This is a genomic window from Methylobrevis albus, from assembly GCF_015904235.1.
GTDB lineage: Bacteria > Pseudomonadota > Alphaproteobacteria > Rhizobiales > Pleomorphomonadaceae > Methylobrevis_A > Methylobrevis_A albus.
The window spans coordinates 418,163-442,786 of record NZ_JADZLT010000056.1 but is presented as its reverse complement, the minus strand read 5'-3'; the positions used below and the strand labels follow the sequence as shown (position 1 = coordinate 442,786).

27 protein-coding genes are annotated in these 24,624 nt (G+C 69.0%); 22 read left to right on the top strand and 5 right to left on the bottom strand.

Annotated elements, in window-relative coordinates; all coding sequences use genetic code 11:
* The first annotated feature begins 34 nt into the window (after positions 1-34).
* The 3 genes from I5731_RS19390 (at position 35) to I5731_RS19380 (ending at position 2,192) form a co-directional block, all read left to right on the top strand.
* Positions 35-421 carry an NADH:ubiquinone oxidoreductase subunit NDUFA12 gene (locus I5731_RS19390; protein ID WP_197313060.1) on the top strand — a complete coding sequence of 129 codons (387 nt, stop codon included), beginning with the start codon at positions 35-37 and terminating at the stop codon, positions 419-421.
* Positions 422-525: 104 nt separating this feature from the next.
* Positions 526-1,470 carry a nucleoside hydrolase gene (locus I5731_RS19385; protein WP_197313059.1) on the top strand — a complete coding sequence of 315 codons (945 nt, stop codon included), beginning with the start codon at positions 526-528 and terminating at the stop codon, positions 1,468-1,470.
* A gap of 137 nt (positions 1,471-1,607) precedes the next feature.
* Entirely contained in the window at positions 1,608-2,192 is a 585-nt protein-coding gene (locus I5731_RS19380; protein WP_197313058.1) for a DUF2155 domain-containing protein, read from the top strand.
* A gap of 52 nt (positions 2,193-2,244) precedes the next feature.
* Here the strand turns inward: I5731_RS19380 and copM are convergent, their stop codons facing one another.
* Both copM and I5731_RS19370 read right to left on the bottom strand, forming a co-directional pair.
* Positions 2,245-2,685: a CopM family metallochaperone gene (copM, locus tag I5731_RS19375; protein ID WP_235981906.1), complete on the bottom strand. Its 441-nt coding sequence runs from the start codon at positions 2,683-2,685 to the stop codon at positions 2,245-2,247.
* A 107-nt stretch (positions 2,686-2,792) separates the two neighbouring features.
* Positions 2,793-3,146 carry a hypothetical protein gene (locus tag I5731_RS19370; protein ID WP_197313057.1) on the bottom strand — a complete coding sequence of 118 codons (354 nt, stop codon included), beginning with the start codon at positions 3,144-3,146 and terminating at the stop codon, positions 2,793-2,795.
* A 252-nt stretch (positions 3,147-3,398) separates the two neighbouring features.
* On the opposite strand from I5731_RS19370, the gene I5731_RS19365 reads away from it, so the two are divergent.
* Together I5731_RS19365 and ldtR are read left to right on the top strand one after the other, a co-directional pair.
* The gene (locus I5731_RS19365; protein ID WP_197313056.1) at positions 3,399-3,833 is read left to right on the top strand and encodes a DUF6163 family protein; all 435 of its coding nucleotides are present in this window, start codon (positions 3,399-3,401) and stop codon (positions 3,831-3,833) included.
* Positions 3,834-4,031: 198 nt separating this feature from the next.
* A complete protein-coding gene (gene ldtR / locus I5731_RS19360) occupies positions 4,032-4,541 on the top strand; it encodes a transcriptional regulator LdtR (protein WP_197313055.1) in 510 nt (169 codons plus the stop codon).
* Between the two features lie 96 nt (positions 4,542-4,637).
* Here ldtR and I5731_RS19355 read toward each other — a convergent pair whose 3' ends face one another.
* Positions 4,638-5,462, bottom strand: a complete 825-nt coding sequence (locus tag I5731_RS19355) for a DUF1295 domain-containing protein (protein WP_197313054.1) — start codon at positions 5,460-5,462, stop codon at positions 4,638-4,640.
* Between the two features lie 280 nt (positions 5,463-5,742).
* Between I5731_RS19355 and I5731_RS19350 the strand changes: the two genes are divergently transcribed.
* The 11 genes from I5731_RS19350 to I5731_RS19300 all read left to right on the top strand — a co-directional run bounded on the left by I5731_RS19350 (position 5,743) and on the right by I5731_RS19300 (position 17,038).
* On the top strand, positions 5,743-7,011 hold the full coding sequence (locus I5731_RS19350) for a L,D-transpeptidase family protein (RefSeq protein WP_328839252.1): 1,269 nt from the start codon (positions 5,743-5,745) through the stop codon (positions 7,009-7,011).
* A 247-nt stretch (positions 7,012-7,258) separates the two neighbouring features.
* Positions 7,259-7,450 (top strand): DUF6898 family protein, encoded by a 192-nt coding sequence (locus I5731_RS19345; RefSeq protein WP_197313053.1) that lies wholly within the window; start codon positions 7,259-7,261, stop codon positions 7,448-7,450.
* A gap of 218 nt (positions 7,451-7,668) precedes the next feature.
* On the top strand, positions 7,669-8,967 hold the full coding sequence (gene glyA, locus I5731_RS19340; RefSeq protein ID WP_235981965.1) for a serine hydroxymethyltransferase: 1,299 nt from the start codon (positions 7,669-7,671) through the stop codon (positions 8,965-8,967).
* Positions 8,968-8,994: 27 nt separating this feature from the next.
* Complete coding sequence (gene nrdR, locus I5731_RS19335) at positions 8,995-9,492, top strand: transcriptional regulator NrdR (protein ID WP_197313051.1); 498 nt, start codon at positions 8,995-8,997, stop codon at positions 9,490-9,492.
* Position 9,493: 1 nt separating this feature from the next.
* A complete protein-coding gene (gene ribD / locus I5731_RS19330) occupies positions 9,494-10,663 on the top strand; it encodes a bifunctional diaminohydroxyphosphoribosylaminopyrimidine deaminase/5-amino-6-(5-phosphoribosylamino)uracil reductase RibD (RefSeq protein WP_197313050.1) in 1,170 nt (389 codons plus the stop codon).
* A gap of 4 nt (positions 10,664-10,667) precedes the next feature.
* On the top strand, positions 10,668-11,300 hold the full coding sequence (locus I5731_RS19325; RefSeq protein WP_197313049.1) for a riboflavin synthase: 633 nt from the start codon (positions 10,668-10,670) through the stop codon (positions 11,298-11,300).
* A 120-nt stretch (positions 11,301-11,420) separates the two neighbouring features.
* Positions 11,421-11,873 carry a 6,7-dimethyl-8-ribityllumazine synthase gene (gene ribH / locus I5731_RS19320; protein ID WP_197313048.1) on the top strand — a complete coding sequence of 151 codons (453 nt, stop codon included), beginning with the start codon at positions 11,421-11,423 and terminating at the stop codon, positions 11,871-11,873.
* Positions 11,874-11,878: 5 nt separating this feature from the next.
* Positions 11,879-12,418 carry a transcription antitermination factor NusB gene (gene nusB, locus I5731_RS19315; RefSeq protein ID WP_197313047.1) on the top strand — a complete coding sequence of 180 codons (540 nt, stop codon included), beginning with the start codon at positions 11,879-11,881 and terminating at the stop codon, positions 12,416-12,418.
* The gene (gene thiL / locus I5731_RS19310; RefSeq protein WP_328839250.1) at positions 12,415-13,419 is read left to right on the top strand and encodes a thiamine-phosphate kinase; all 1,005 of its coding nucleotides are present in this window, start codon (positions 12,415-12,417) and stop codon (positions 13,417-13,419) included. Before nusB ends, thiL begins: the two co-directional genes overlap by 4 nt.
* Before the next feature lie 34 nt (positions 13,420-13,453).
* Complete coding sequence (locus tag I5731_RS19305; protein ID WP_197313046.1) at positions 13,454-14,689, top strand: MFS transporter; 1,236 nt, start codon at positions 13,454-13,456, stop codon at positions 14,687-14,689.
* 210 nt (positions 14,690-14,899) lie between these two features.
* A complete protein-coding gene (locus I5731_RS19300; RefSeq protein WP_197313045.1) occupies positions 14,900-17,038 on the top strand; it encodes a sodium-translocating pyrophosphatase in 2,139 nt (712 codons plus the stop codon).
* Between the two features lie 87 nt (positions 17,039-17,125).
* Here the strand turns inward: I5731_RS19300 and I5731_RS19295 are convergent, their stop codons facing one another.
* Together I5731_RS19295 and I5731_RS19290 are read right to left on the bottom strand one after the other, a co-directional pair.
* Positions 17,126-17,806, bottom strand: a complete 681-nt coding sequence (locus I5731_RS19295) for a uracil-DNA glycosylase (RefSeq protein WP_197313044.1) — start codon at positions 17,804-17,806, stop codon at positions 17,126-17,128.
* Positions 17,799-18,395, bottom strand: a complete 597-nt coding sequence (locus I5731_RS19290; protein WP_197313043.1) for a LabA-like NYN domain-containing protein — start codon at positions 18,393-18,395, stop codon at positions 17,799-17,801. Before I5731_RS19290 ends, I5731_RS19295 begins: the two co-directional genes overlap by 8 nt.
* A 675-nt stretch (positions 18,396-19,070) precedes the next feature.
* On the opposite strand from I5731_RS19290, the gene rpoZ reads away from it, so the two are divergent.
* The 6 genes from rpoZ (at position 19,071) to lepB (ending at position 24,608) form a co-directional block, all read left to right on the top strand.
* Positions 19,071-19,451, top strand: a complete 381-nt coding sequence (gene rpoZ / locus I5731_RS19285) for a DNA-directed RNA polymerase subunit omega (protein WP_197313042.1) — start codon at positions 19,071-19,073, stop codon at positions 19,449-19,451.
* Positions 19,452-19,695: 244 nt separating this feature from the next.
* Positions 19,696-21,912 carry a RelA/SpoT family protein gene (locus I5731_RS19280; RefSeq protein ID WP_197313041.1) on the top strand — a complete coding sequence of 739 codons (2,217 nt, stop codon included), beginning with the start codon at positions 19,696-19,698 and terminating at the stop codon, positions 21,910-21,912.
* A 77-nt stretch (positions 21,913-21,989) separates the two neighbouring features.
* Positions 21,990-22,568, top strand: a complete 579-nt coding sequence (pyrE, locus tag I5731_RS19275) for an orotate phosphoribosyltransferase (RefSeq protein WP_197313040.1) — start codon at positions 21,990-21,992, stop codon at positions 22,566-22,568.
* 98 nt (positions 22,569-22,666) lie between these two features.
* Positions 22,667-23,278 carry a DUF2062 domain-containing protein gene (locus I5731_RS19270; RefSeq protein WP_197313039.1) on the top strand — a complete coding sequence of 204 codons (612 nt, stop codon included), beginning with the start codon at positions 22,667-22,669 and terminating at the stop codon, positions 23,276-23,278.
* Positions 23,275-23,700 (top strand): holo-ACP synthase, encoded by a 426-nt coding sequence (gene acpS, locus I5731_RS19265; protein ID WP_197313038.1) that lies wholly within the window; start codon positions 23,275-23,277, stop codon positions 23,698-23,700. The genes I5731_RS19270 and acpS overlap by 4 nt, the downstream gene beginning before the upstream one ends.
* Before the next feature lie 152 nt (positions 23,701-23,852).
* Positions 23,853-24,608, top strand: coding sequence for a signal peptidase I (gene lepB, locus I5731_RS19260; RefSeq protein WP_197313037.1), 756 nt, complete (start codon positions 23,853-23,855; stop codon positions 24,606-24,608).
* Positions 24,609-24,624: the final 16 nt, after the last annotated feature.

Genomic DNA, 24,624 nt, shown 5'->3' with positions numbered 1-24,624 from the left:
AGTCCCGCCGACGTCACCGGCAAAGAAGCGGATCATGAAGAGCTTTCTGCTGCAGCTGTTCACCTGGTGGAACGGCACCACCATCGGCACGCGCGTCTTCACCGCCCGCAAGGGCGTGCGCGTCGGGGAAGACGAGTTCGGCAACGTCTATTACAAGACCGCCGACGGCAGCCGCCGCTGGGTCGCCTACAACGGCGTCGCGGAAGCGACCGCGATTCCCCCGGGCTGGCACGGCTGGATGCATCACCGCGTCGACGTCGCCCCGGTCGACGAGACCTATCAGCCCCGCGCCTGGCAGAAGCCGCACCGCGCCAATCCGACCGGCTCCGCCGCGGCCTACCGACCGCAGGGCTCGATCCTCGCCAGCGGCAGCCGCCCCAAGGCGACCGGCGACTACGACGCCTGGACCCCCGGCGGCTGATCTGCAGCACTGCAAAGTGACCAGCCGCACCGGCTGACGGTGTGGCCGTCGCCGTTCGCGCCGCCGTAGCCAAAAATTCCCGACATCCAGATCCGGAGCACCGCATGGCGGCCCTGCCGATCATCATCGATACCGATCCCGGCCAGGACGACGCGGTGGCGATCGGGCTCGCCGCGGCGGCGCGGGAGGTCTTCGAGATCCTCGGCGTCACCGTCGTCGCCGGCAACGTGCCGCTGCCGCGCACCGTCGACAACGCGCGCCGGGTGCTCGAACTCTGCGGCGCGTCCGACGTGCCGGTCTATGCCGGCGCCGACCGGCCGCTGCTGGAGCCGCTCGAGACCGCCGAATACGTCCACGGCGTCAGCGGCCTCGACGGCTTCGACCTGCCCGAGCCCACCATGCCGGTGCAGCCGGGCCACGCCACCGACTTCATCATCGAGACGGTGATGGCGCGGCCGGCGAAGACCGTCACGATCTGCGCGCTCGGCCCGCTCACCAACATCGCGATCGCACTGGCGCGCGAGCCGCGGCTCGCCGAGCGCATCGGCCAGATCGTGCTGATGGGCGGCGCGATGTCGGAGGGCGGCAACGTCACGCCGGCCGCGGAGTTCAACATCTACGTCGACCCGCAGGCGGCGGCGCTGGTGTTCCGTTCGGGCATCCCGCTCGTGGTGCTGCCGCTCGACGTCACCCACAAGGCGCCGACGACGCCGGCGCGGATCGCCCGCTTCCGGGCGCTGCCGAATCGCTGCGGCCCGGCCTATGCGGGGCTGCTCGATTTCGCCAAGCGCTTCGACGAGGAGAAATACGGCAGCGTCGGCGGCCCGCTGCACGACCCGATGACGGTCGCCTGGCTGCTGCAGCCCGAGCTGTTTTCCGGCCGCACCGTCAATGTCGCGATCGAGACGGCGAGCCCGCTGACCCGCGGCATGACGGTGATCGACTGGTGGTCGGTGACCGGCCGCCCGGCCAATGCCCTCGTGCTGCGCGACGTCGACGACGACGGCTTCTACGATTTGCTCGTCGAGCGATTCGCCAGGCTGCCCTGACGCGCGGGCGCGGCGCCCTTGCCACAGTCGTTGGATTGCCGCATTCGCCGGCCAGCCTCGCCCTTTGCCTCACGCGGCCGAAGTGCTAAGGGCTGCGCCGCACCTCTGCGCGGCCGCCGCATTGAAGACGGAGCAAGATGACAAGGGATTTCGCCCGCCGATCGGTGCTCGCCGCCGTCGTTGCCACGTCGGCGCTGACCGCGGCCTCGCCGGCCGCCGCCGACCGGATCGCCAACCCCGTCGCCGTCTTCACCGGCCTCGACAAGATCACCGGCCGCATCATCACCTTCGACGTCTATATCGACGAGACGGTGCAGTTCGGCGCGCTGCGGGTGACGCCGCGCGTCTGCTACACCCGCTCGCCCACCGAGGCGCCGCAGACGGACGCCTTCGTCGAGGTCGACGAGATCACGCTCGAGCAGAAGATCCAGCGCATCTTCACCGGCTGGATGTACGCCGCGAGCCCCGGCCTCAACGCCATCGAGCACCCCGTCTACGACGTCTGGCTGAAGGACTGCCGGCAGGAGAGCGACGTGCCGCCGCCGAGCGCCCGCGACGGCGAGGGTGGCCGCGCCGCCCAGGCGAACGTCGAGGATGCCGAGCCGCCGCCCGTCGCGGCCGACGGCGCCGTGCCGCTGCCGCGGCCGAAGCCCGGCGTGCCGGCGCCGGCCCTCGAGGAAGAGGTTCCGCTCGATCCCGACATGGACGCCGTCGAGGACTGAGGCGCCCGCCGCCCGCCCCGCCGGCGTCTCCGCCGACGGGGCCTCGGCCGTGTCAGTTGGCGCCGCGTTCGGCGAGCCAGGCTTCCATCTGCGCGATCTCGGCCTCCTGCGCCTTGATCACGCTTTCGGCGAGCGCCCGCACCTCGGGGTCCTTGCCGTACTCCAGCACCACCTTCGCCATGTCGATCGCGCCGCGATGATGCGGGATCATGCCGCGCAGGAAGTCGATGTCGGCGTCGCCGCTGTACTCGATCTCCATGTCCGCATGCATGCGCTGGTTGGCGGCGCGGTAGCCGTCGGTGGCGGCGTCGCCGGTCGCAGGTGCGGCCGCGCCGTGGTTCATCGCACCATGTTCCATCGCACCGTGGTCCATCGTGCCGTGATCCATCGTGCCGTGATCGGCGCCGTGCATCTGGTCCTGCGCGCCGACCGCCAACGGGGCGGCGACGAGGCCGGCCACGAGCAGCATGGCGGCTGTCATTTTGTGTCTCATTTTTGAAATCCTTCGGTCTGAAGTCTGTAGCAAGCGGGCGAGCGCGGCGCGGACCACCTCGGTCCGTCGGCACCGCCTTCCGTCGCGCCGCTCCGGAGGGAGGACGTTCAGACGATGCGGCGGGGAGGGGGCAGGTCCGGCGGCGAGGTGACGGCAAGGAGCGCGGGCGCTCCGGCCCGCTCCGGCATTCCTGCCCGCGGCGGCAAGGCGAGGGACGGCGGCGCCGAGACCGGGCCGGCGAAACAGGCGGCTGCACAGACCGCGGCGCAGGTGAGCCGCTCGGCCGCGTCGGCGCCGTGGCAGTCGCCGGCATGCGTCGCCGGTGCGGCGGCGGGATCACCGTGCCGATGTGCGGCCGCCGGGGGTGGCGAAGGCTCGGCGGAACTTATCGATGCGACCTGCCGCGCCGCCACCAGCGCCGGCGCGTGCGCGGCGGCGGCGACGATCGCGAGGATGATCAAGACGGCGAGGCCCGTTGCGGAGCTTGCCCGTCCCGGACCTGCCCGCCGTCGCCGAAGTAATGTCGAGGTCATGCGCCCCTCGCGCTCCCGCCTTTGGCCGTCGCCATCATGTGGCGTGCGCCGGGTGGATTCGCCAGTCGGGCGATGCCGGATGGGCGCCGCGGCCGCCGTCGCCTCGACAGCCGGGCCGGGATCGGCGAGAAACGGTCCGCGAGGCCGCGCCGCGGCCGGGAACGAGCGAAGGCGGGCAGGATGCGCGACGACGATGCCATGTCGATGACCGGCTCGGCCGCGACCGAGGCCGGTGGCCGCTTCAACCCGCGGCTGCTGCTGACGATCTTCGTCCGGCTGCTCGCGCTGGTGTTTCTCGCGTCGGGCCTGCTCGAATGGGCCATCATCCTCGGCCCGGCCGCCCCGGGGGGCGGCTTCCTGTCGCTGCCGGTCGAGTTCAAGGTCGCGACGGTGTTCTTCGCCGTCTGCAATCTCGTCGCGGCGGTCGGCCTGTGGTTGCTCGCCTCCTGGGGCGCGGTGGTCTGGCTGATCGCGGCGCTCACCGAGTCCGCCCTGCACGGTCTTTTCCCCGAGACCTTCGGCTTTGCATGGCTGACGGTCGGATTCCATGTCGGATCGATCGTCGTTTACGCCGTATTCACCTACCTCGTCGACCGCTCGTCTGAGGAGGCCTGACAATTTTATTTGAAATTTAGAAATTAATCATAAGAAGACTCTCGATTAACAGAGAGACTAACGCCTCGTCTGGATTTGAAACTCGCATTTAATTCATTTTTCATCTTGGTCTTTAAGGTCGGATTCAAGCCTCTCCGTTACATTTCTCGTCAATGTGGACGCAAGATCCGCGCAAAATTCGACAGAGAGGCAGATGTCATGATCAACGCCAAGCGCGTTCAGGAGGCTCCGCCGGCGCCGGAGTCGCAGGAAATCCAGCCGCTCTACATGGAGGCGCTGCGCCTCGTGGAGCGTCTGCATCGCCGGCTGCTCGACGTCATCAAGGACGAATTCGACCGGGCCGGCCGCACCGACGTCAACGCGGTGCAGGCGCTGCTGCTGTTCAACATCGGCGACGCCGAACTCACCGCCGGTGAGCTGCGCACCCGCGGCTACTACCTCGGCTCGAACGTCTCCTACAATCTGAAGAAGCTGGTGGAGATGGGCTACATCCATCACCAGCGCTCGCGGATGGACCGCCGCTCGGTGCGCGTCAGCCTGACCCCGAAGGGCCAGGAGGTCGCCAACATCATCGAGCAGCTCTACAATCGCCACATGCAGTCGATCGAGCAGATCGGCGGCGTCGCCCGCGGCGACTTCCAGCAGCTGAACCGCTCGCTGCAGCGCCTCGAGCGGTTCTGGACCGACCAGATCCTCTACCGCCTCTGAGCGCTCCGCCGCGTCCTGCGGCGGCGATCACGACATCGAGCGGGCCGCGCCGGGAAACCGGCGGCGGCCCGCGTCGCGTTGCGGGCGATCGGCGCGCTACTTGCCGCGCAGCGCCCGCCACAGCCGCGGCGGCATCGGCACGAAAGGGCTGGTCGCGGCGCGCCAGGCGGCATAGTCCGGCCGCGCGGCAGCCATGCGCCGTTCGACGAGCGGGATCCCGGAAACGAACAGCAGCAGCGCGGTGATCGCCAGCGGCGACAGCAGGGGGAGGGCGGAGCGCGTGATGCCCGCCGCCGCGAGCCCGATCCCCCACCAGAGCAGCGCCTCGCCAAAATAGTTCGGATGCCGGCTCCAGGCGAACAGGCCGCGCGTCAGCAGCTTGCCGGCGTTGCGCGGATCGCGGCGCCAGGTCGCGAGTTGCCGGTCGGCGACCGTCTCGATGACGAGACCGGCGGCAAACAGCGCAAAACCGGCGATGACCGCCGCCGTGACCGGCTCGGCCGCCGCCCAGCGGAAGCTCGCGACCAGCGGCAGCGCCAGCAGCCACAGGATTACCGCCTGCAACCAGAACACCGACCAGAGCGCCCGCCGCCAGAACGTCGCGCCGCCGGCTTCCCGCATTGCGCGGTAGCGCGGATCCTCGCCGCTGCCCTGATGCCGTCCGACGAGGTGCACGGTGAGCCGGATCGCCCACAGCGCCACCGCGCCGAGCAGGGAGACGGCGACCCATGTCCGCGTCTCCATCGTCAGCGCCGCGACGGCGCCGGCGAGCACGAAACCCGGGCCCCAGACGTAATCGACGATGCTTGCGTCCTCGATTTTGACATGAATCGCCCATATTGCGGTGAACAACACGATCACGGCGGCAAACGACGCGGCGAGCGCCGGCCCATCGCCGAGGGGCAATGACGGGAACGTCATTGGGCTGGCAGCGCCTTCGGCGCCTTCGGTATCGGACCATTAACCAAAGTGGGTTCCAATCCTGCTTGATCCGCGGTCGATTGCCGGAACTTCGAAGCGTCGCTCCGAGTTGACGGGCAGTCGGCGCGTTTCGGCCCTCGGGCCGGGGCGTCGAAAGGGCCGGTTCGCCGGACGAAGCCTGTTCAGGCCGTTGTGATCGCCAACGAGTTGTTGCGCCGCGCCACGCGTTATACCTTGCAGCGTTCCGGGTGCGGAGCGGACCGAGCACTGGAGTTCCGTCGTGAAGATACGAAGCCTTGCAGACACCGGATCTGCCGCCACCGACCGGGGCATTTCCCGTCGCGCGCTGCTGATTGGCATGGGCGGTGCCGCGAGCCTCGTCGCCTCGCCCTCTCTCGCGCAGCAGTTCGCGCTCGACCAGACGGAATGGCGCGACGGCTTCGATGCCTCGACCCCGTTCCAGACCCAGGTCACCAACAATCGCCCGTCGCTGAATTCCGAGACGCCGGCCTACGTCGAGCAGGCGCTGCAGAACTACTGGGCGATCGTCAATTCGGGCGGCTGGCCCACGGTGCCCGTCTCGCAGACGCTGAAGATCGGCGCGAGCGACCCGGCCGTCGCCATCCTGCGCCGCCGCCTCGAAGTTTCGGGTGACATGACGCCGATGGGCGGCAACCCGAATTCCTTCGACAGCTTCGTCGACCAGGGCGTCAAGCGCTTCCAGGCCCGCCACGGCGTCCGCGCCGACGGCGTCGTCTCGCCGAACGGCGAGACCATCGCCATGATGAACGTGCCGGCCGAGCTGCGGCTGCGCCAGCTCGAGACCAACCTGATCCGCGTCCGCGCGATGTCGGGCTTCCTCGGCGATCGCTACGTGGTCACCAACGTGCCGGCGGCCGAGATCGAGACCGTCGACGGCGGCATCATTCACTCGCGCCACGCTGCCGTGGTCGGCAAGATCGACCGCCAGACGCCGCTGCTGACGACCAAGATCACCACGATCCGGTTCAACCCCTACTGGACCGCGCCGGTCAGCATCATCAAGAAGGACATCATCCCGATGGTCCGCAAGGACCCGGGTTACCTCGCGCGCTACCAGATCCGCATCTTCCAGGGCCAGACCGAGATCGATCCGACGACGATCGACTGGAGCACCGAGGAAGCCGCGAAGTACATGTTCCGCCAGGAGCCGAACGAGCTCAACTCGATGGGCGCGGTGAAGATCGACTTCCCGAGCCCCGAGGGCGTGTACATGCACGACACGCCGTCGAAGACGCTGTTCGGCGCCAACTACCGCTTCGAATCCTCCGGCTGCGTCCGTGTCCAGAACGTGCGCGAGTACGTCTCCTGGATCCTGCGCAACACGCCGGAATGGGGTCGCAACCGCATCGAGGAGGCGCTGCGCTCGGGCGAGCGGCTCGACGCGTCGGTGGCCGACACGGTCAACCTCTACTTCACCTACGTCACCGCCTGGGCGAACTCGGACGGCGTCGTGCAGTTCCGCGACGACATCTACCAGCGCGACGGCATCGACGTGGCGCTGCGCTGAGCGCACGCGACTTCGAGAACAATCATTGCAAGCGGCCCCGCCTCCAAGGCGGGGCCGTTTTCGTTTCGGCCCCTGCGTCGCCGCCGCTCTGCGGTGGCGCTCCGCCGCCGGATGCGCTATCGGCGGAAAGGGCGTCCGACACGCGGTGCAGGGCGGGGCCGGGTGCTTGCGCGGCCCGGTCGCCAGGGCGAAACTGTTTCGCTGCGCCGGCAAAGCGGTGCGGCGGCGACAACGAAAGGGACGGCGCATGGCCGGCACCGGGGGCGATGTCTATTTCGAGTTCGTGGTCGTCGGCCGCCAGGTCAAGGTGACCGCGATCGACGCGGCGAGCGGGCTCGAAGCCGTGGTTCTCGGCCCGGCGGCGACGCCGCAATCCGATCTGCAGCGCCTCGCGCTGCGCAAGCTGGAGATGCGCCGGCAGCGCGAAGGCAAGGTCTGACGGCGCAAGGCCGGCGGGGCAGGGCGGCCGATCGCCCCGGCGGGTGCACCGCCCATGTCGGCGGCGTTCCGAGGGTGCGACGGTGTTGCCGTTGTTCCGCGACGAAAGTCCATGCTAAGTGCGGATTCACCGGTCTCCGGCCCCGCTCGCCTCCGATGTGCGAAGCCGGCCGGCGACGAACGGCATCGACCTTGAACAGACGGAAGCCACGCATGTCCATGACCGAAAGCGCCGCGAGCGGCCTGTTCCCGACCTTCTTCACGGGCTCGCTGGCCGAGTCGGATCCGGAAATCGCCTCGTCGATTGCCAAGGAACTCGGTCGTCAGCAGCACGAGATCGAACTGATCGCGTCGGAGAACATCGTCTCGAAGGCGGTGCTCGAGGCGCAGGGTTCGGTGATGACCAACAAGTACGCCGAGGGCTATCCGGGCCGGCGCTACTACGGCGGCTGCCAGTTCGTCGACATTGCCGAGAACCTCGCGATCGACCGCGTCACCAAGCTGTTCGGCTGCAAGTTCGCCAACGTCCAGCCGAACTCGGGCAGTCAGGCCAACCAGGCCGTCTTCCTCGCGCTCGCGAAGCCCGGCGACACCATCCTCGGCCTCGACCTCGCCTCGGGCGGTCACCTGACCCACGGCGCGAAGCCCAACATGTCGGGCAAGTGGTTCAACGCCATCCACTACGGCGTGCGCCAGCAGGACCAGCGCATCGACATGGACCAGGTCGCCTCGCTCGCCCGTGAGCACAAGCCGAAGATCATCATCGCCGGCGGTTCGGGCTATAGCCGCATCTGGGACTTCGAGGCGTTCCGCACCATCGCCGACGAAGTCGGCGCCTTCTTCCTCGTCGACATGGCCCACTTCGCGGGCCTCGTCGCGGCCGGCCTGCACCCGAGCCCGTTCCCGCACGCCCACGTCGCCACCTCGACGACGCACAAGACCCTGCGCGGCCCGCGCGGCGGCCTCGTGCTGACCAACGACGAGGACATCGCCAAGAAGATCAACTCGGCCGTGTTCCCCGGCCTGCAGGGCGGCCCGCTGATGCACGTCATCGCGGCGAAGGCGGTCGCCTTCGGTGAAGCGCTGCAGCCCGACTTCAAGCTCTACATCAAGGGCGTGATCGAGAACGCGCGCATCCTTGCCGAAACCCTGCGTCGCGGCGGCGTCGATATCGTCTCGGGCGGCACCGACAACCACCTGATGCTGGTCGACCTGCGTCCGAAGGACTTGACCGGCAAGGCCGTGGAGCAGTCGCTCGGCCGCGCGCACATCACCTGCAACAAGAACGGCGTGCCGTTCGACCCGGCCAAGCCCACCATCACCTCGGGCATCCGCCTCGGCACCCCCGCCGGCACCTCGCGCGGCTTCGGCCTCGCCGAGTTCAAGGAAATCGGTGAGCTGATCATCGAAGTCCTTGACGGACTCAAGGCGAATGGCGAGGAAGGGAACGGCGCTGTTGAAGAGGCGGTCAAGGCCAAGGTCAAGGTTCTGACGGACCGCTTCCCGATCTACTCGTAAGGTCGGAGATTCCTGGGAGACCGCCGAATGCGATGCCCGTATTGCGGCGGTGATGAAACCCAGGTCAAGGACTCGCGGCCCACCGAAGACAACACGGCGATCCGCCGGCGGCGCGTCTGCTCCGCCTGCGGAGGCCGCTTTACGACCTTCGAGCGCGTGCAACTGCGCGAGCTCGTCGTCCTGAAGCGCTCCGGCCGCCGGGTTCCCTTCGACCGCGACAAGCTGATCCGCTCGGTCCAGGTCGCGCTGCGCAAGCGCCCGGTCGATCCCGAACGCATCGAGCGCATGGTGAGCGGCATCGTCCGCCAGCTCGAGAGCATCGGCGAAAACGAGGTGACGGCCGAGGAAATCGGCCAGCTCGTCATGGAGGGCTTGAAAAGCCTCGACGACGTCGCCTATGTGCGCTTCGCCTCCGTCTACCGGAACTTCCGGGAAGCGAAGGACTTCGAGGCGCTTCTCGACGAGCTGACCGGCGATCCGCAGGCGATCGCCGCGATCCGCGAGGCCAAGCGGGATCCTGAGTGACATGAAGGCCCCAGCCGGTGCGCTGCGCGGCGGCGTCGGGACGCCCGCGGACGTCGAGCGCGACCGCCGCTTCATGGCAGCGGCGCTGGCGTTCGGCTGGCGCAATCAGGGCCTCACCTGGCCCAACCCCTCCGTCGGCGCGATCCTGGTGCAGACCATCGGCGGTGTTCCCGTCGTCGTCGGCCGCGGCGTCACGGGCCACGGCGGGCGCCCGCACGCCGAGGCGGTCGCGATCGCCGAGGCGGGGGAGGCGGCCCGCGGCGCCACCGCCTACGTCACGCTCGAGCCCTGTGCCCACGTTGGCCGCGGCCCGCCCTGCGCCGATGCGCTGATCACGGCCCGCGTCGGCCGCGTCGTCACCGCGATGTCGGATCCTGATCCGCGCGTCGCCGATGCCGGCCACGCCCGCATCGCCGCCGCGGGCATCCCGGTCACCACCGGCGTGCTCGCCGCGGCCGCCAGTCTCGCGCACGCCGGGCATCTCTCGCGCGTCACCCGGTTCCGGCCGCACGTCTGCCTGAAGTTCGCCGTCTCCGCCGACGGCGCCATCGGCCGCCAGGGCGCCGGCCAGGTGCCGATCTCCGGGGCGCTGTCGCGCGCCTATGCCCACGTCATGCGCGCCGAGCACGACGCCATCCTCGTCGGCATCGGCACCGCGCTCGCCGACGACCCGCAACTCACCTGCCGGCTGCCCGGCATGATGGATCGCACGCCGGTGCGCGTCGTGATCGACGCCGAGGCGGCGCTACCGGTGACGTCCTTTCTGGTGCGGTCGGCAAGGGAGCACCCGGTCATGGTCTTCGTCGGCTCCGATGCTCCGCCGGAGCGCGTCGCCGCGCTGTTCGAGGCCGGCGTCGCGATCCGCGTCGCCGACCGGCTCGCCGGCCGCATCGACCTTGCCGACGTGCTGTTCCAGTTGTCCCAGCACGGGCTCGGCCGCATCATGGTCGAAGGCGGCGCCCGGCTCGCCGCGGGGCTGCTCGAAGCGGATCTCGTCGACGAGGCCGTCATCGTGCGCACGCCCTTCGTCGTCGGCGCCGACCCGGTCGTCGCCTTCCCGGGTCCGACGCCGGAAACCGGCCCGGGCGGCCTCGTCGCCGCCGAGCGGCGCCGGCTGGGCGACGACCTCATGACCCGCTACGTTCGTCCGTCGTTTCTCAAGGGAGAGTGACCCGATGTTCACCGGCATCATTTCCGACGTCGGCGAGATCGTCGCGATCGAGCCGCGCTCGACCGGCGTCCGCCTGCGCATCGCCACCGTCTACGCGCCGGAAGGCATCGACCTCGGCGCCTCCATCGCCTGCGCCGGCGCCTGCCTCACCGTGGTGGAAAAGGGCACCGGCATCGCCGCCGATCCCGCGCGGCACTGGTTCGACATGGAAGCCTCCGACGAGACCCTCGCCAAGACCACGATGGCCGACTGGCGTGCCGGCACCCGCATCAACCTCGAGCGGGCGCTGAAGGTCGGCGACGAACTCGGCGGCCACCTCGTCACCGGCCACGTCGACGGCGTTGCGACGCTGGTCGCCCGCGACAACGTCGGCGACATGGCGCGCCTCACCTTCGAGGCACCGGCCGCGCTGGCGCGCTTCATCGCCGCCAAGGGCTCGGTGACGCTCGACGGCACCTCGCTCACCGTCAACACCGTGGAGGGCAACCGCTTCTCGGTGATGCTGATCCCGCACACGCTGACCGTCACCACCTGGGGCGCGTCGAAGGTCGGCGACCGGATCAACCTCGAGATCGACATGATGGCGCGCTACCTCGCCCGTCTCGTCGAGAGCGGCGGGCTGCCCGCCGCCGCCTGATCTCCGGGAGGAAAACCGCATGGCCGGCCTGCCGCCGGCACATGCCCGCGGCTCTGGACAAAGCCGCGCCCCCGTGGTCTCTCCACCGCACCGAGCGCGAACCCGAAAAGGCAGCACCTCATGGCCGCAGCGGCTCCCCATATCCTCGTGATCGAGGCCCGTTTCTACGTGGATCTCGCCGATGAACTCGCCGCCGGGGCCCTCGAGGTGATCGAGGCCGCCGGCGCGACCTACGAGCGCGTCTCGGTCCCGGGTGTGCTCGAGATTCCCGCCGCGCTGTCGATGGCGCTCGACGCGGTCGACGCCGGCGAAGCCGACTATGACGGCTACGTCGTGCTCGGCGTCGTCATCCGCGGCGAAACCACCCATTACGACATCGTCGCCAACGAGTCGGCCCGCGCCATCATGGACGTCGTCGTCAGCGAGAGCCTCGCGCTCGGCAACGGCATCCAGACGGTCGAGAACGGAGCGCAGGCCTGGGCCCGCGCCAACCGCTCGGAAAAGAACAAGGGCGGCGGCGCCGCGAAGGCCGCGCTCGCCATGATCGACCTCCGGACCAAGTTCGGATCCTGACCGCCATGGCCGCCGCACCGATCGAACGCCCGGAATCGTCACGAACTGAGGCTGGACGAACCGAGCCGAAGCCCGCCAACCAGCGCGGCGCGGCCCGGCTTTTCGCCGTGCAGGCGCTCTACCAGCTTGAGATCGGCGGCGACGACATCCTGTCGGTGGTCGCCGAGTTCGAGCAGCACCGGCTCGGCAAGGACATCGACGGCGTGTCCTATCGCGCCGCCGACCCGGCGTTCTTCCGGTCGGTGGTCGCCGGTGTCGTCGACGAGCAGCGCGCGATCGATCCGCTGGTCCACACCGCGCTGGTCGAGGACTGGCCGCTGAAGCGCGTCGACGCCACGCTGCGCGCGATCCTGCGCTGCGGCACCTTCGAGCTGCTGCGCCGCGCCGACGTGCCGGCCCGCGTCATCATCTCCGAATACATCGACGTCGCCCGCGCCTTCTACGAGGACGACGAGCCCAAGCTCGTCAACGGCGTGCTCGACCGCATCGGCCGCGACGTTCGTCCTGACGAACTCGGCGGCACCGCGCCGCGCGAGCGGCCGTGAGCGACGGCGGGCCCGCGGACCGGCTCTCCGAAGCCGGCCTGATCGCCCGCTATCTCGCCCCGCTCGCCGGCACCGGCGCGCTCGGCCTCGGCGACGACGCCGCCAGTTTCAGCCCGCCGGAGGATTGCGACCTCGTCCTCACCAAGGACGCCCTCGTCGCCGGCATCCATTTCTTCGCCGACGACCCGCCGGAGGCGATCGCGCAGAAGGCGCTGCGGGTCAATCTCTCCGACCTCGCCGCCAAGGGCGCGACGCCGCTCGTCTACCTGCTCGGCCTCGGCCTGCCCGATGGCTGGACCGAGGACTATCTCGCCCGCTTCACGCGGGGCCTCGCCGCCGACCAGGCCGACTACGGCCTCACGCTGCTCGGCGGCGACACCGTGCGCGCGCCCGAACGGCTGACGCTGTCGGTGACGGCGATCGGCAGCGTGCCGCACGGCTGCATGGTCCGCCGCGGCGGCGCCCGCGTCGGCGACCTCGTCCTCGTCACCGGAACCATCGGCGACGCCGCGCTCGGCCTGCGCCTGCGCCTCGATCCGGAGCTCGCCGGGCGCCTTCGCCTTCTGGAGGCCGACCGCGAGCATCTCCTCGCCCGCTACCTGCTGCCGCAGCCGCGGATGGTGCTCGCCGCGGCGGCGCGCCAGCACGCGAGCGCCGGCATGGACATTTCCGACGGCCTCGCCGGTGATTTCGCCAAGATGGCCGCGGTGTCGGGCGTGGCGATCGAGATCGAGGCGGCGCGGGTGCCGCTGTCGCCGGCGGCCCGCGCCGCCTGCCTCGCGGACCCGGACCTGCTCGCCGTGGCGCTCACCGGCGGTGACGACTACGAACTCGCACTCGCCGCGGCGCCGTCGTCGGCGGCAGCGCTGGTCGCGGCCGGCGAGGCCGTCGGCGTACCGGTCACGATCATCGGCCGGGTCACGGCGGGGCAGGGCCTCACCGTTACCGGCCCGGACGGAATGCCGCTCGATCTCGGCCCCGGTTCCTTCAGCCACTTCTAGCCGCCGCCGGACGATCTCCCGGCCGGAGAGCACCATGACCACGACCGCCACGATCGGAACTGCCGCCACCCCGGAGCCGACGCTCGCCGCCGGCCGCCGCGCCGCGCTGACGCTGTCGGCGGCGCAGGCGACGGGTGGCGCCGTGGCGCCAATCGCGATCGGCCTCGGCGGCATCCTCGGCTCCTCGCTGCTCGGCGCCGACAAGTCGCTGGCGACGCTCCCCGTCACCGCCTTCGTGCTCGGCAGCGCGCTGACCTCGATCCCGGCTGCCCTGCTGATGGCGCGCGTCGGCCGCCGCGCCGGCTTCCTTGCCGGCGGCTGCTGCACCGTCGTCGCCGGCGTGCTCGGCACCGCCGCGATCTTCGCCCGCTCGTTCCTCTTGTTCACACTCGCCCAGCTCATCGGCGGCATGGGCAACGCCTTCGTGCAGCAGTACCGCTTCGCCGCCGCCGACGCCTCGCCGCGCGAGTTCCGCCCGAAGGCGATCTCCTGGGTGCTGGCCGGGGGCGTCTTCACCGGCGTGGTCGGGCCGCAGGCGATCATCTTCGGCCATCACCTGGTGCCGGGCGCCGACTACGCCGGCACCTATCTCCTGGTGATCCTGCTCGGCCTCATCGGCATGACGGTGATCTCGACGCTCGCGATCCCGCGGCCCGCCCCGTGGCGCCCCGGCGACACCTCAGGCCGGCCGCTGGCCGAGATCATGCTGAAGCCGGCCTTCCTCGTCGCGCTCGCCTGCGCCGTCGCGTCCTACGCGCTGATGAGTCTCGTCATGACGGCGACGCCGCTCGCCATGATCCACCACCATCACGGCCACGACGACGCGGCGCTGGCGATTCAGTGGCACGTCATCGCGATGTTCGCGCCGAGCTTCTTCACCGGCAGCCTGATCGCGCGCTTCGGCAAGGAACTGATGGCGGGCGCCGGGCTCGTCATCATCGGGCTCTCGGCGGTGGTCGCCCTGTCGGGCACCGAGCTCTTCCACTTCTGGACCGCGCTGATCCTGCTCGGCATCGGCTGGAATCTCGGCTTCGTCGGTGGCACCGCGATGGTGGCGGATTCCTACCGGCCCGAGGAGGCGGCGAAGGTGCAGGCGGGCAACGAGTTCCTGCTGTTCGGCACGGTCGCGGCCGCGTCCTTCTCGTCGGGCAAGATCCTCGTCGGCCAGGGCTGGGACGCGATCAACATGATCGTCTTCCCCGTGGTCGCCCTCTGCCTCGCGCTGCTCGCCGTCCATACCCTGCTGCGCCGCCGCGGCGGCCTCGCCTGAGCCGGCTCGCAGCGCCCGCGTTTTCCACTTTCGCAGCAGATGCGGCAGCCCGCCGCATCTGCGCTTGACGGCCGACTTCCCTCCGATACCGTGCATGTCTCGCGACCGGCGGCAAGCGCCCAGCGCCTTGCTCATAAATCACAAAACAGCCGGCAGCGCCCAGCGGACCCCGACGGCTTTCGGGGTTCATGAAGGGAGAGGGAAGGGAACATGAATCCACTGTATCCGATCATTCTGGCCGGATTGCTTTCGATCGCCTACGGGGCCTGGGCAACGTCATCGGTGCTCTCCGCCGACGCCGGAAACCGGCGCATGCAGGAGATCGCCGGCGCCATCCAGGAAGGCGCGCAGGCCTATCTGTCGCGGCAGTACACCACCATCGCCATCGTCGGCGTCCTGATCTTCGTTCTTCTCGTCTGGCTGCTGTCGCTGCTGGTCGCGATCGGCTTCGCGGTCGGCGCGATCCTGTCGGCCGCCGCCGGCTTCATCGGCATGAACGTGTCCGTGCGGGCCAACGTGCGCACCGCGCAGGCGGCGAGCGTCAGCCTCGCCGGCGGCCTCGACATCGCCTTCAAGGCGGGCGCCATCACCGGCATGCTGGTGGCCGGCCTCGCGCTGCTCGGCGTCACCGTCTACTACCTCGTCCTGACCAGCTTCCTCGGCTACGCCCCGAACGACCGCGTCGTGATCGATGCGCTGGTGGCGCTCGGCTTCGGCGCCTCGCTGATCTCGATCTTCGCCCGCCTCGGCGGCGGCATCTTCACCAAGGGCGCCGACGTCGGCGGCGATCTCGTCGGCAAGGTCGAGGCCGGCATTCCCGAGGACGATCCGCGCAACCCCGCCACCATCGCCGACAACGTCGGCGACAACGTCGGCGATTGCGCCGGCATGGCCGCGGATCTCTTCGAGACCTATGCCGTGACCGTGGTCGCGACCATGGTACTCGCGGCAATCTTCTTCGCCGGCCAGCCGATCCTCGAGTCCGCGATCGTCTATCCGCTCGCGATCTGCGGCGCCTGCATCGTCACCTCGATCGCCGGCACCTTCTTCGTCAAGCTCGGCCGCAACAACTCGATCATGGGAGCGCTCTACAAGGGCCTAATCGCCACCGGCCTGCTCTCGATCGGCGGCCTCGCGCTCGCCACCCACGCCCTCGTCGGCTGGGGCGAGATCGGCACCGAGAACGGCGTTCCGGTCACCGGCACGGCACTGTTCCTCTGCGGTCTCGTCGGCCTCGCCGTAACCGGCCTGATCGTCTGGATCACCGAGTACTACACCGCCACCGGCAAGCGCCCGGTGGTCTCGATCGCCCAGGCCTCCGTCACCGGCCACGGCACCAACGTGATCCAAGGCCTCGCGGTGTCGCTGGAATCGACCGCCCTGCCGGCGATCGTCATCATCGCGGGCATCATCTCGACCTTCCAGCTCGGCGGCCTGTTCGGCACCGCGATCGCGGTGACGACCATGCTCGGCCTTGCCGGCATGATCGTGGCCCTCGACGCCTTCGGCCCGGTCACCGACAACGCCGGCGGCATCGCCGAAATGGCCGGCCTGCCGAAGGACGTGCGCCACACCACCGACGCGCTCGACGCGGTCGGCAACACCACGAAGGCGGTCACCAAGGGCTACGCGATCGGCTCGGCCGGTCTCGGCGCGCTGGTATTGTTCGCCGCCTATGCGAACGACCTCGCCTTCTTCGCGGCCAACGGCGAGACCTATCCCTATTTCGCCGACATGGGCCCGGTGAACTTCGACCTCTCCAACCCCTACGTCGTCTCCGGCCTGATCTTCGGCGGCCTGATCCCCTACCTGTTCGGCGGCATCGCGATGACCGCCGTCGGCCGCGCCGCCGGTGCGGTGGTGGAGGAAGTCCGCCGGCAGTTCCGCGAGAAGCCCGGCATCATGCAAGGCACCGAGCGGCCCGACTACGGCCGGGCGGTCGACATGCTGACCAAGGCGGCGATCCGGGAAATGATCATCCCCTCGCTGCTGCCGGTGCTGGCGCCGGTCGTCGTCTACTTCGGCGTGCTGGCGATTTCGGGCTCCAAGGCCTCGGCCTTCGCGGCGCTGGGCGCCTCGCTGCTCGGCGTCATCGTCAACGGCCTGTTCGTCGCCATCTCGATGACCTCGGGCGGCGGTGCCTGGGACAACGCGAAGAAGAGCTTTGAGGACGGCTTCGTCGACAAGGACGGCGTCCGCCACATGAAGGGCTCGGAAGCGCACAAGGCGTCCGTCACCGGCGACACCGTCGGCGACCCCTACAAGGACACCGCCGGCCCGGCCGTGAACCCGGCGATCAAGATCACCAACATCGTCGCCCTGTTGCTGCTGGCGATCCTCGCCCACTGAGGGCAGGGGCCGGACAGCATCGGACCGAATGCAAAAAGGCCGACCGGGTTCATCACCCGGCCGGCCTTTTTCTTTGGAACGTCGGTTTCACGCGCCGCGATCGAGCTCCGCCCGCACCGCGGCGAACACCGACTTGAACATCGCCGGCGTCAGCCGTCCGGTGTTCGTGTTGTAGCGCGAGCAATGATAGCTGTCGGCAAGCACCAGGGGGCCGTGCGGTCCGGCGATCCGGTGCATGGCGCCGTGCACGAACGGATGCGCCGCCTGCCGGGCGCCCAGCGCCCTCAGCGTCGACTCATGCGCGATGCGTCCGAGCGCCACCAGCACGGCGAGCCGCGGCAGCCCGGCGATGGTCGCCGACAGGAAGGTGCGGCAGGTCGCGATCTCGGCGCCGACCGGCTTGTTCTCGGGCGGCACGCAGCGCACGGCGTTGGTCAGCATGGCGCCGACCAGCCTCAGCCCGTCGTCCGGCCGCGCCGCATAGCTGCCCTGCGCAAAACCGAACTCGCCCAGCGTCTCGTAGAGCAGGTCGCCGGCGAAATCGCCGGTGAACGGCCGGCCGGTTCGGTTGGCACCGCGCAGGCCCGGCGCGAGGCCGACGATCAGCAGGCGTGCGTCATCGCTGCCGAAGCTCGGCACCGGCGCATTGTGCCAGGAGGGTTCGAGGGCGCGATGCTTCCGTCGGAAGTCGACGAGGCGCGGACAGAGCGGGCAGTCACGACCCGGTTCGACGGGCCCGTGACCGATTCCGCCCGTAACTTCAGCCATCGTCGCCGTCGTCACCGTTCGCCGAAATCCGCACGGTCCGCTCGGGCCGCATCGCGCGTTCCTGCGGATCGCGGCCGATGCGCGTCGACAGCGTCGCGAGGTCGATGAAGTGGTCGGCCTGGCGGCGAAGCTCGTCGGCGACCATCGCCGGCTGCGTCTGCAGCGTCGAGACGACGCTGACCTTGCGGCCCTTGCGCTGCACCGCTTCGACCAGCGAGCGGAAGTCGCCGTCGCCGGAGAACAGCACCAGATGGTCGACGTACTCGGCCAGCATCATCGCGTCGACCGCGAGCTCGATGTCCATCGAGCCCTTGACCTTGCGGCGGCCGCTGGCGTCGTAGAACTCCTTGGTCGGCTTGGTGACGACCTTGTAGCCGTTGTAGTCCAGCCAGTCGATCAGCGGGCGGATCGAAGAGTATTCCTGATCTTCAGCCAGCGCGGTGTAATACAGCGCACGCAGAAGATACCCCTTGGAGCCGAATTCCTTCAGGAGGCGCCTGTAGTCGATGTCGAATCCGAGCGCGCGGGCGGTCGCGTACAGATTGGCTCCATCGATAAACAGGGCAATCTTTTCTCTTTCGTCAAACATTTCAAAGCCTTTTCGATCAAAACATGGATCGAAGCGTGCAATTGTCAGGTTGGCTAATCGAACGTTCGATTCTTTTGATTATCGGTCGAAAGCAAAGAGGGTCATCGAAACACAGGGAACAGTGTACAGCAATTTTTCGGCTCTTGTAGTCGTGCTGTCGTCATTCCGTGCATTGCGCTGTCCCGCCGTCGGGCCCGCTCCCGTTGTTCCGGAAGTCATGGTGCCCGTCTCGCTTCGAGCCGTCGCCAAGCCGTCTTGCACCGCGGGGAATGGGCTTCCGCATCGCGATCGCATCCGTCTCCTTGTTTTGTCATTCCTCGTTTTTCAGGGTTTGTGTGAACGGCGCCGGGCCGGCGCCACCGTTTCCCTCACACCGGCATCGCCTCGGAAACAACTCAGAAACTTAATGCAACTGATTGAACGATTTGACGAACAGGCGTGATCTCAGTGCCGCGAGAACTAGGATACTCTTGCATTCTTGTCGAGGCGGATTTATGTGCTGGTGCGACCGCGAACAGGCAAGCCGGTGGATTTGCTGTTCAAAAATTTGTTTCCACAGGACGGTTGTCGTATGAAAGCCCCGTCGGTGACGGCGCGCTGCGCGTCCGCCGACAGGGCAGCATCGCCCGCGCGAGACGTCGCGCCGAGGGTGGCAGCCGAAGGAGAAGACCGACCATGGCCCGCGTAACCGTCGAAGACTGCATCGACAAGGTCGAGAACCGATTCGAACTCGTGCTGCTCGCGAGCCACCGTGCCCGCATGCTGTCGGCCGGCTCGCCGCTCACCGTCGACCGCGACAACGACAAGTTTCCGGTCGTCGCGCTGCGCGAGATCGCCGAGACCACGGTCTCGACCCAGGACCTGAAAGAGGACCTGATCCACTCGCTGCAGAAGTACGTCGAGGTCGACGAGCCCGAGCAGGAGCCGGTGGCGCTCATCGGCAACCAGGCCGCGGCCGAGGACGACGGCGAGATCGCCTTCGACCAGATGTCGGAAGAAGACCTGCTGCGCGGCCTCGAGAACCTCGTGCCGCCGGAAAAGGTCGAAGAGATCTGACCGGCCGGCGATCCGCCGGGTCGCCGACGCATCTGCCCGCCACTCTCCAGCGGCCCCTCGGCGAGGGGCCGTTCGCGCGTCCGGAGCAGGGCTGCGCCGCGTTTTCAGCGCTCTCGAAAATGGCGCCAGCGCTTTGAAAGCATTGGCGCCCGGTGCCATATTGAATCGGAAGGCACCTTGCCTCCGGGAACGTTCGACCTTGGCCGCCCCGCCGGCCCCCACCTTGATTCGAGTGCGCGCTGTCATGATGCGTCAGTATGAGCTCGTCGAGCGGGTTCAGCGTTACAATCCGCATTGCGACGAGGCGCTGCTCAACAAGGCCTACGTTTATGCCATGCGCAAGCACGGCAGCCAGAAGCGCGCCTCCGGCGACCCGTTCTTCTCCCACCCGCTAGAAGTCGCCGGCATCCTGACGGATCTCCGCCTCGACGATGCGACCATCGTCATCGCGTTGCTGCACGACACCATCGAGGACACCGACGCGACGCGGGCCGAGATCGACCAGATGTTCGGCGAGGGCATCGGCCGCCTCGTCGAGGGCCTCACCAAGCTGAAGCGCCTCGACCTCGTCTCGAAGCGGGCGGAGCAGGCGGAGAACCTGCGCAAGCTGCTGCTCGCCATCGCCGACGATGTTCGCGTGCTGCTGGTCAAGCTCGCCGACCGCCTGCACAACATGCGCACCCTGCATCACATGCCCGAGCACAAGCGCGGGCGGATCGCAGAGGAGACCATGGACATCTATGCGCCGCTCGCCGGGCGCATGGGCATGCAGGACATGCGCGAGGAGCTCGAGCACCTCGCCTTCAAGACGCTGAACCCCGAGGCTTTCCTGCGCGTCGAGAAGCATCTCGAAGATCTGCGCTCGAAGAACACCGGCCTCATCCACGACATCGAGCGCGAACTCTCCGACGCTCTGCGCGAGCGCGGCATCAAGGCCGAGGTCGAGGGGCGCGAGAAGCGGCCCTATTCGATCTTCCGCAAGATGCTGACGAAGCGCATCGGCTTCGAGCAGCTCTCCGACATCTACGGCTTCCGCGTCATCGTCGACGATCCCGACACCGTCTACCGCGCGCTCGGCGTCGTCCATACGCTGTGGTCGTCGGTGATGGGCCGGTTCAAGGACTACATCTCGACGCCGAAGCAGAACGATTACCGCTCGCTGCACACCACCGTGGTCGGGCCGCACCGCCAGCGCGTCGAGCTGCAGATCCGCACCCGCGAGATGCACGAGGTCGCCGAGTACGGCATCGCCGCGCACGCGGTCTACAAGGACGATCCGCACGCCTACGACGGCAGCTCGCTGCCGAAGCTCTCCGAGGAAAGTCAGGCCTATGCCTGGCTGCGGCGGATGATCTCGATGCTGTCCGACGGCTCGAACCCGGAGGAGTTTCTCGAGAACACCAAGCTGGAGTTGTTCCAGGACCAGGTGTTCTGCTTCACCCCGAAGGGCATGCTGATCACGCTGCCGAAGGGCGCGACGCCGATCGATTTTGCCTATGCCGTGCACACCGACGTCGGCAACACCTGCGTCGGCTGCAAGGTCAACGGCGCGATCATGCCGCTGCCGACGCCGCTGCAGAGCGGCGACGAGGTCGAGATCATCCGCTCGCCGGCGCAGGTGCCGCCGCCGACCTGGGAATCGATCGCCGTCACCGGCAAGGCCCGCGCCGCGATCCGCCGCGCGACCCGCGACCAGCTGCGCAAGCAGTACGCCGCCGTCGGCCGCCAGATGCTGCCCGGGCCGTTCCAGCGCGCCGGGCGCGAGCTCAGCGACGCGGCGCTGGAGCGCGCGGCGCCCCGGCTCGGCATGCCGAACGCCGCCGAGGTGCTCGCCGCCGTCGGCCGCGGCGAACTGCGCTCGGTCGACGTCATCAAGGCGGCCTATCCCGACTTCAAGGTGCCCCCGGCCGCCACCGAGCCGATGACGCCGGACCACGGCTGGTACAGCTTCGCCCGCGCCGACACCATGAAGTTCCGCCTGCCGGGCAGCCCGACGGACGCCGCCGAGCCGTCGCTGCCGGTGCGCTCCATCGCCGGCGACCTGCCGGTACGCTTTGCGCCCGACGGCGGCGCCGTGCCCGGCGACCGCATCGTCGGCATCCTGACGCCGGGGGAGGGCATCACGATCTATCCGATCCAGTCGCCGGCGCTGAAGGCGTTCGACAACGAGCCGGAGCGCTGGCTCGACGTGCGCTGGGACATCGACGACAACAAGCCGGCCCGCTTCCCGGCGCAGGTGGTGGTGTCGTCGCTCAACGTGCCGGGCTCGCTCGCCCGCATCGCCCGCTCGATCAGCGACAACGACGGCAACATCGACAACGTCAAGATGATCGCCCGCACCTCCGACTTCCACGACCTGATCATCGACCTCGAGGTCTACGACCTCGCCCACCTCAACCGGATCATCAACCAGTTGAAGACGCAGGCGAACGTCAGCAAGGTCGAGCGCATGAACGGTTGATGGCGTCAGCCTGTTTCGAACGCCCCCGCGATCGCGCTATAGGAGTCGCGACGAACGACGACGAGGCGGAGCGGGTGATGACGAGAGACGAAGTGCTGGCGGTGTTCCGCGAGGCGGGGGCGATCCTCGAGGGCCATTTCATCCTGAGTTCCGGCCGGCGCAGCGCGGTCTTCCTGCAGAAGGCGCGGGTGTTCATGCACCCGGACCGCACCGAGATCCTGTGCAAGGCGCTCGCCGACAAGATCCGCGCCGCGGTGCCGGGCGGGGTCGACTACGTCGTGTCGCCGGCGATCGGCGGGCTGGTGCCGGGTTACGAGACCGCCCGCCACCTCGGCGTGCCGGCGGTCTGGGTCGAGCGCGAGGGCGGCGAGTTCCGCCTGCGCCGTTTCGAGCTGCCGCGCGGCGCCCGGGTCGTGGTGGTCGAGGACATCGTCACCACCGGCCTCTCGTGCCGCGAGACCATCGCCGCGCTGGCGCCGCTCGGCCTCGAGGTCGTGGCCGTCGCCTGCCTGATCGACCGCGCCGCCGGCAAGGCCGACTGCGGCGCGCCGCTGATCGCGCTCGCCGAATATGAGGTTCCGTCCTATGCTCCGGACGAACTGCCGCCCGAGCTCGCGGCGCTGCCCCCGGTGAAGCCGGGCAGCCGTGGTCTCTGACGCCGCCGGAAGGCGATCCTGCCGGTCGAGGAAACGATGAACAGACCAATGATGCCCGCCGCGGGACCCGACCGGACCGCTCTCGGCGGGAGTTGCCGATGACGGCGCGGCGGACGCGGCGCCCCGGCCTGCGCGACCGGATCAGCCGCTTCTTCTGGCCGCGGCGCGGCTGGGCCCGGGTTGGCCGCTACTATCGCACCCGGCTCGTCCGGCTGCGCGCGACCCCGCACGCGATCGCCGCCGGCGTCGCGGCGGGCACCTTCGCCTCGTTCACGCCGTTCATCGGGCTGCACTTCCTGCTCGGCTTCGCCATCGCCTGGGCGGTGCGCGGCAGCATGATCGCGGCGGCGCTGGGCACCGCCATCGGCAACCCGCTGACCTTCCCGCTGATCTGGGTCGCGACCTTCGAGGTCGGCCGCTTCATCATGTCGGGCGGCGACCATGACATCACAATCGACGGCGCGTCGTCGGCACCGGGCTCGGAACTGCTCGCCCGCGGCATCTTCGAGGTCGGTCTCCACCGACTCTGGCCGATCCTGAAGCCGATGATGGTGGGCGCCGTGCCGATCGGGTTGGTCGCGGCGGCGGTCGTCTACGTCGTCGCCTACAAGATCGTCGCCGGCCACCAGGCGCGCCGGCGCGAGCGGCACCGGGCGGAGCGCCGCCACATCGTCGCCGGCGGCGTGCCCGACCGGCAGGAGGCCCTATGATCGTCGGCATCGGCAGCGACCTCATCGATATCCGCCGCGTCGAGAAGACGCTGGAGCGATTCGGCGAGCGCTTCACCCACCGCGTGTTCACCGAGGTCGAGCGCGCCCGCTCGGACCGGCGCAAGGAGCGCGCCGCCTCCTACGCCAAGCGCTTCGCCGCCAAGGAGGCGTGTTCCAAGGCGCTCGGCACCGGCATCAGCATGGGCGTCGCCTGGCGCGAGATGGGGGTGGTCAACCTGCCGAGCGGCCGGCCGACCATCGCGCTGCTCGGCTCGGCGGCGCAGCGCCTCGCCGATCTCACCCCGCCCGGCCTCGTCGCGCGCATCGACGTGACCATCACCGACGACTATCCGCTGGCGCAGGCCTTCGTGGTGATTTCGGCCTGGCCGGCCGACTGGCCGTCGCTGCCGGCGGCCCGCTGAGCCGCCCGGTTCACCGCCGCGCGGCAAAAGTCCAGATTCCGGCGCAATTCGCCGTCATCCGTTGCGGCGACCCGGCCTAGTCGCTATCAACGGCGCCGGACGCCGTCCTCGCGGCGCCCGAGCCTTGCCGTTCCATTGCATCGAAGGACACCATGAGCGTGACGAGCCCGAAAGAGACGAGCAAGGGCGGCTTCGGCGAGACCGTGAAGGTCATCATCCAGGCCCTCGTTCTGGCGCTGCTCGTGCGCACGTTCCTGTTCCAGCCGTTCTCGATCCCGTCGGGGTCGATGATGTCGACGCTGCTGGTCGGCGACTATCTGTTCGTCTCGAAATACTCCTACGGCTTCAGCCGCTATTCCTTCCCCTTCGGCTTCGCGCCGTTCGAGGGCCGGGTCTGGGCGAGCGCGCCGCACCGGGGCGACATCGTCGTCTTCAAGCTGCCGAGCGACCCGAACGTCGACTACATCAAGCGCACCATCGGCCTGCCGGGCGACCGGGTGCAGATGCGCGACGGCGTGCTCTTCCTCAACGGCGTCGCCGTGCCGCGCGAGCGGGTCGAGGACTTCGTCGACCGCGATCCCTTCGGCCGCGAGGTGCGCATCCCGCGCTATCGCGAGACGCTGCCGAACGGCGTCAGCTACCTGACGCTCGACATCATGCCGAACGCGTCGACCGACAACACCCAGGAATTCGTCGTCCCCGACGGCCACTACTTTATGATGGGCGACAACCGCGACAACTCGGCCGACAGCCGCGTCGCGGGCGCCGTCGGCTTCGTGCCGTTCGAGAATCTCGTCGGCAAGGCGCAGATGATCTTCTTCTCGATCGACGAGGACGCGCGGCCGTGGATGGTCTGGAGATGGCCGGACACCGTCCGCTGGAACCGTCTCCTCGACACGTTGCACTGAGCCGGGACCGGGCGCC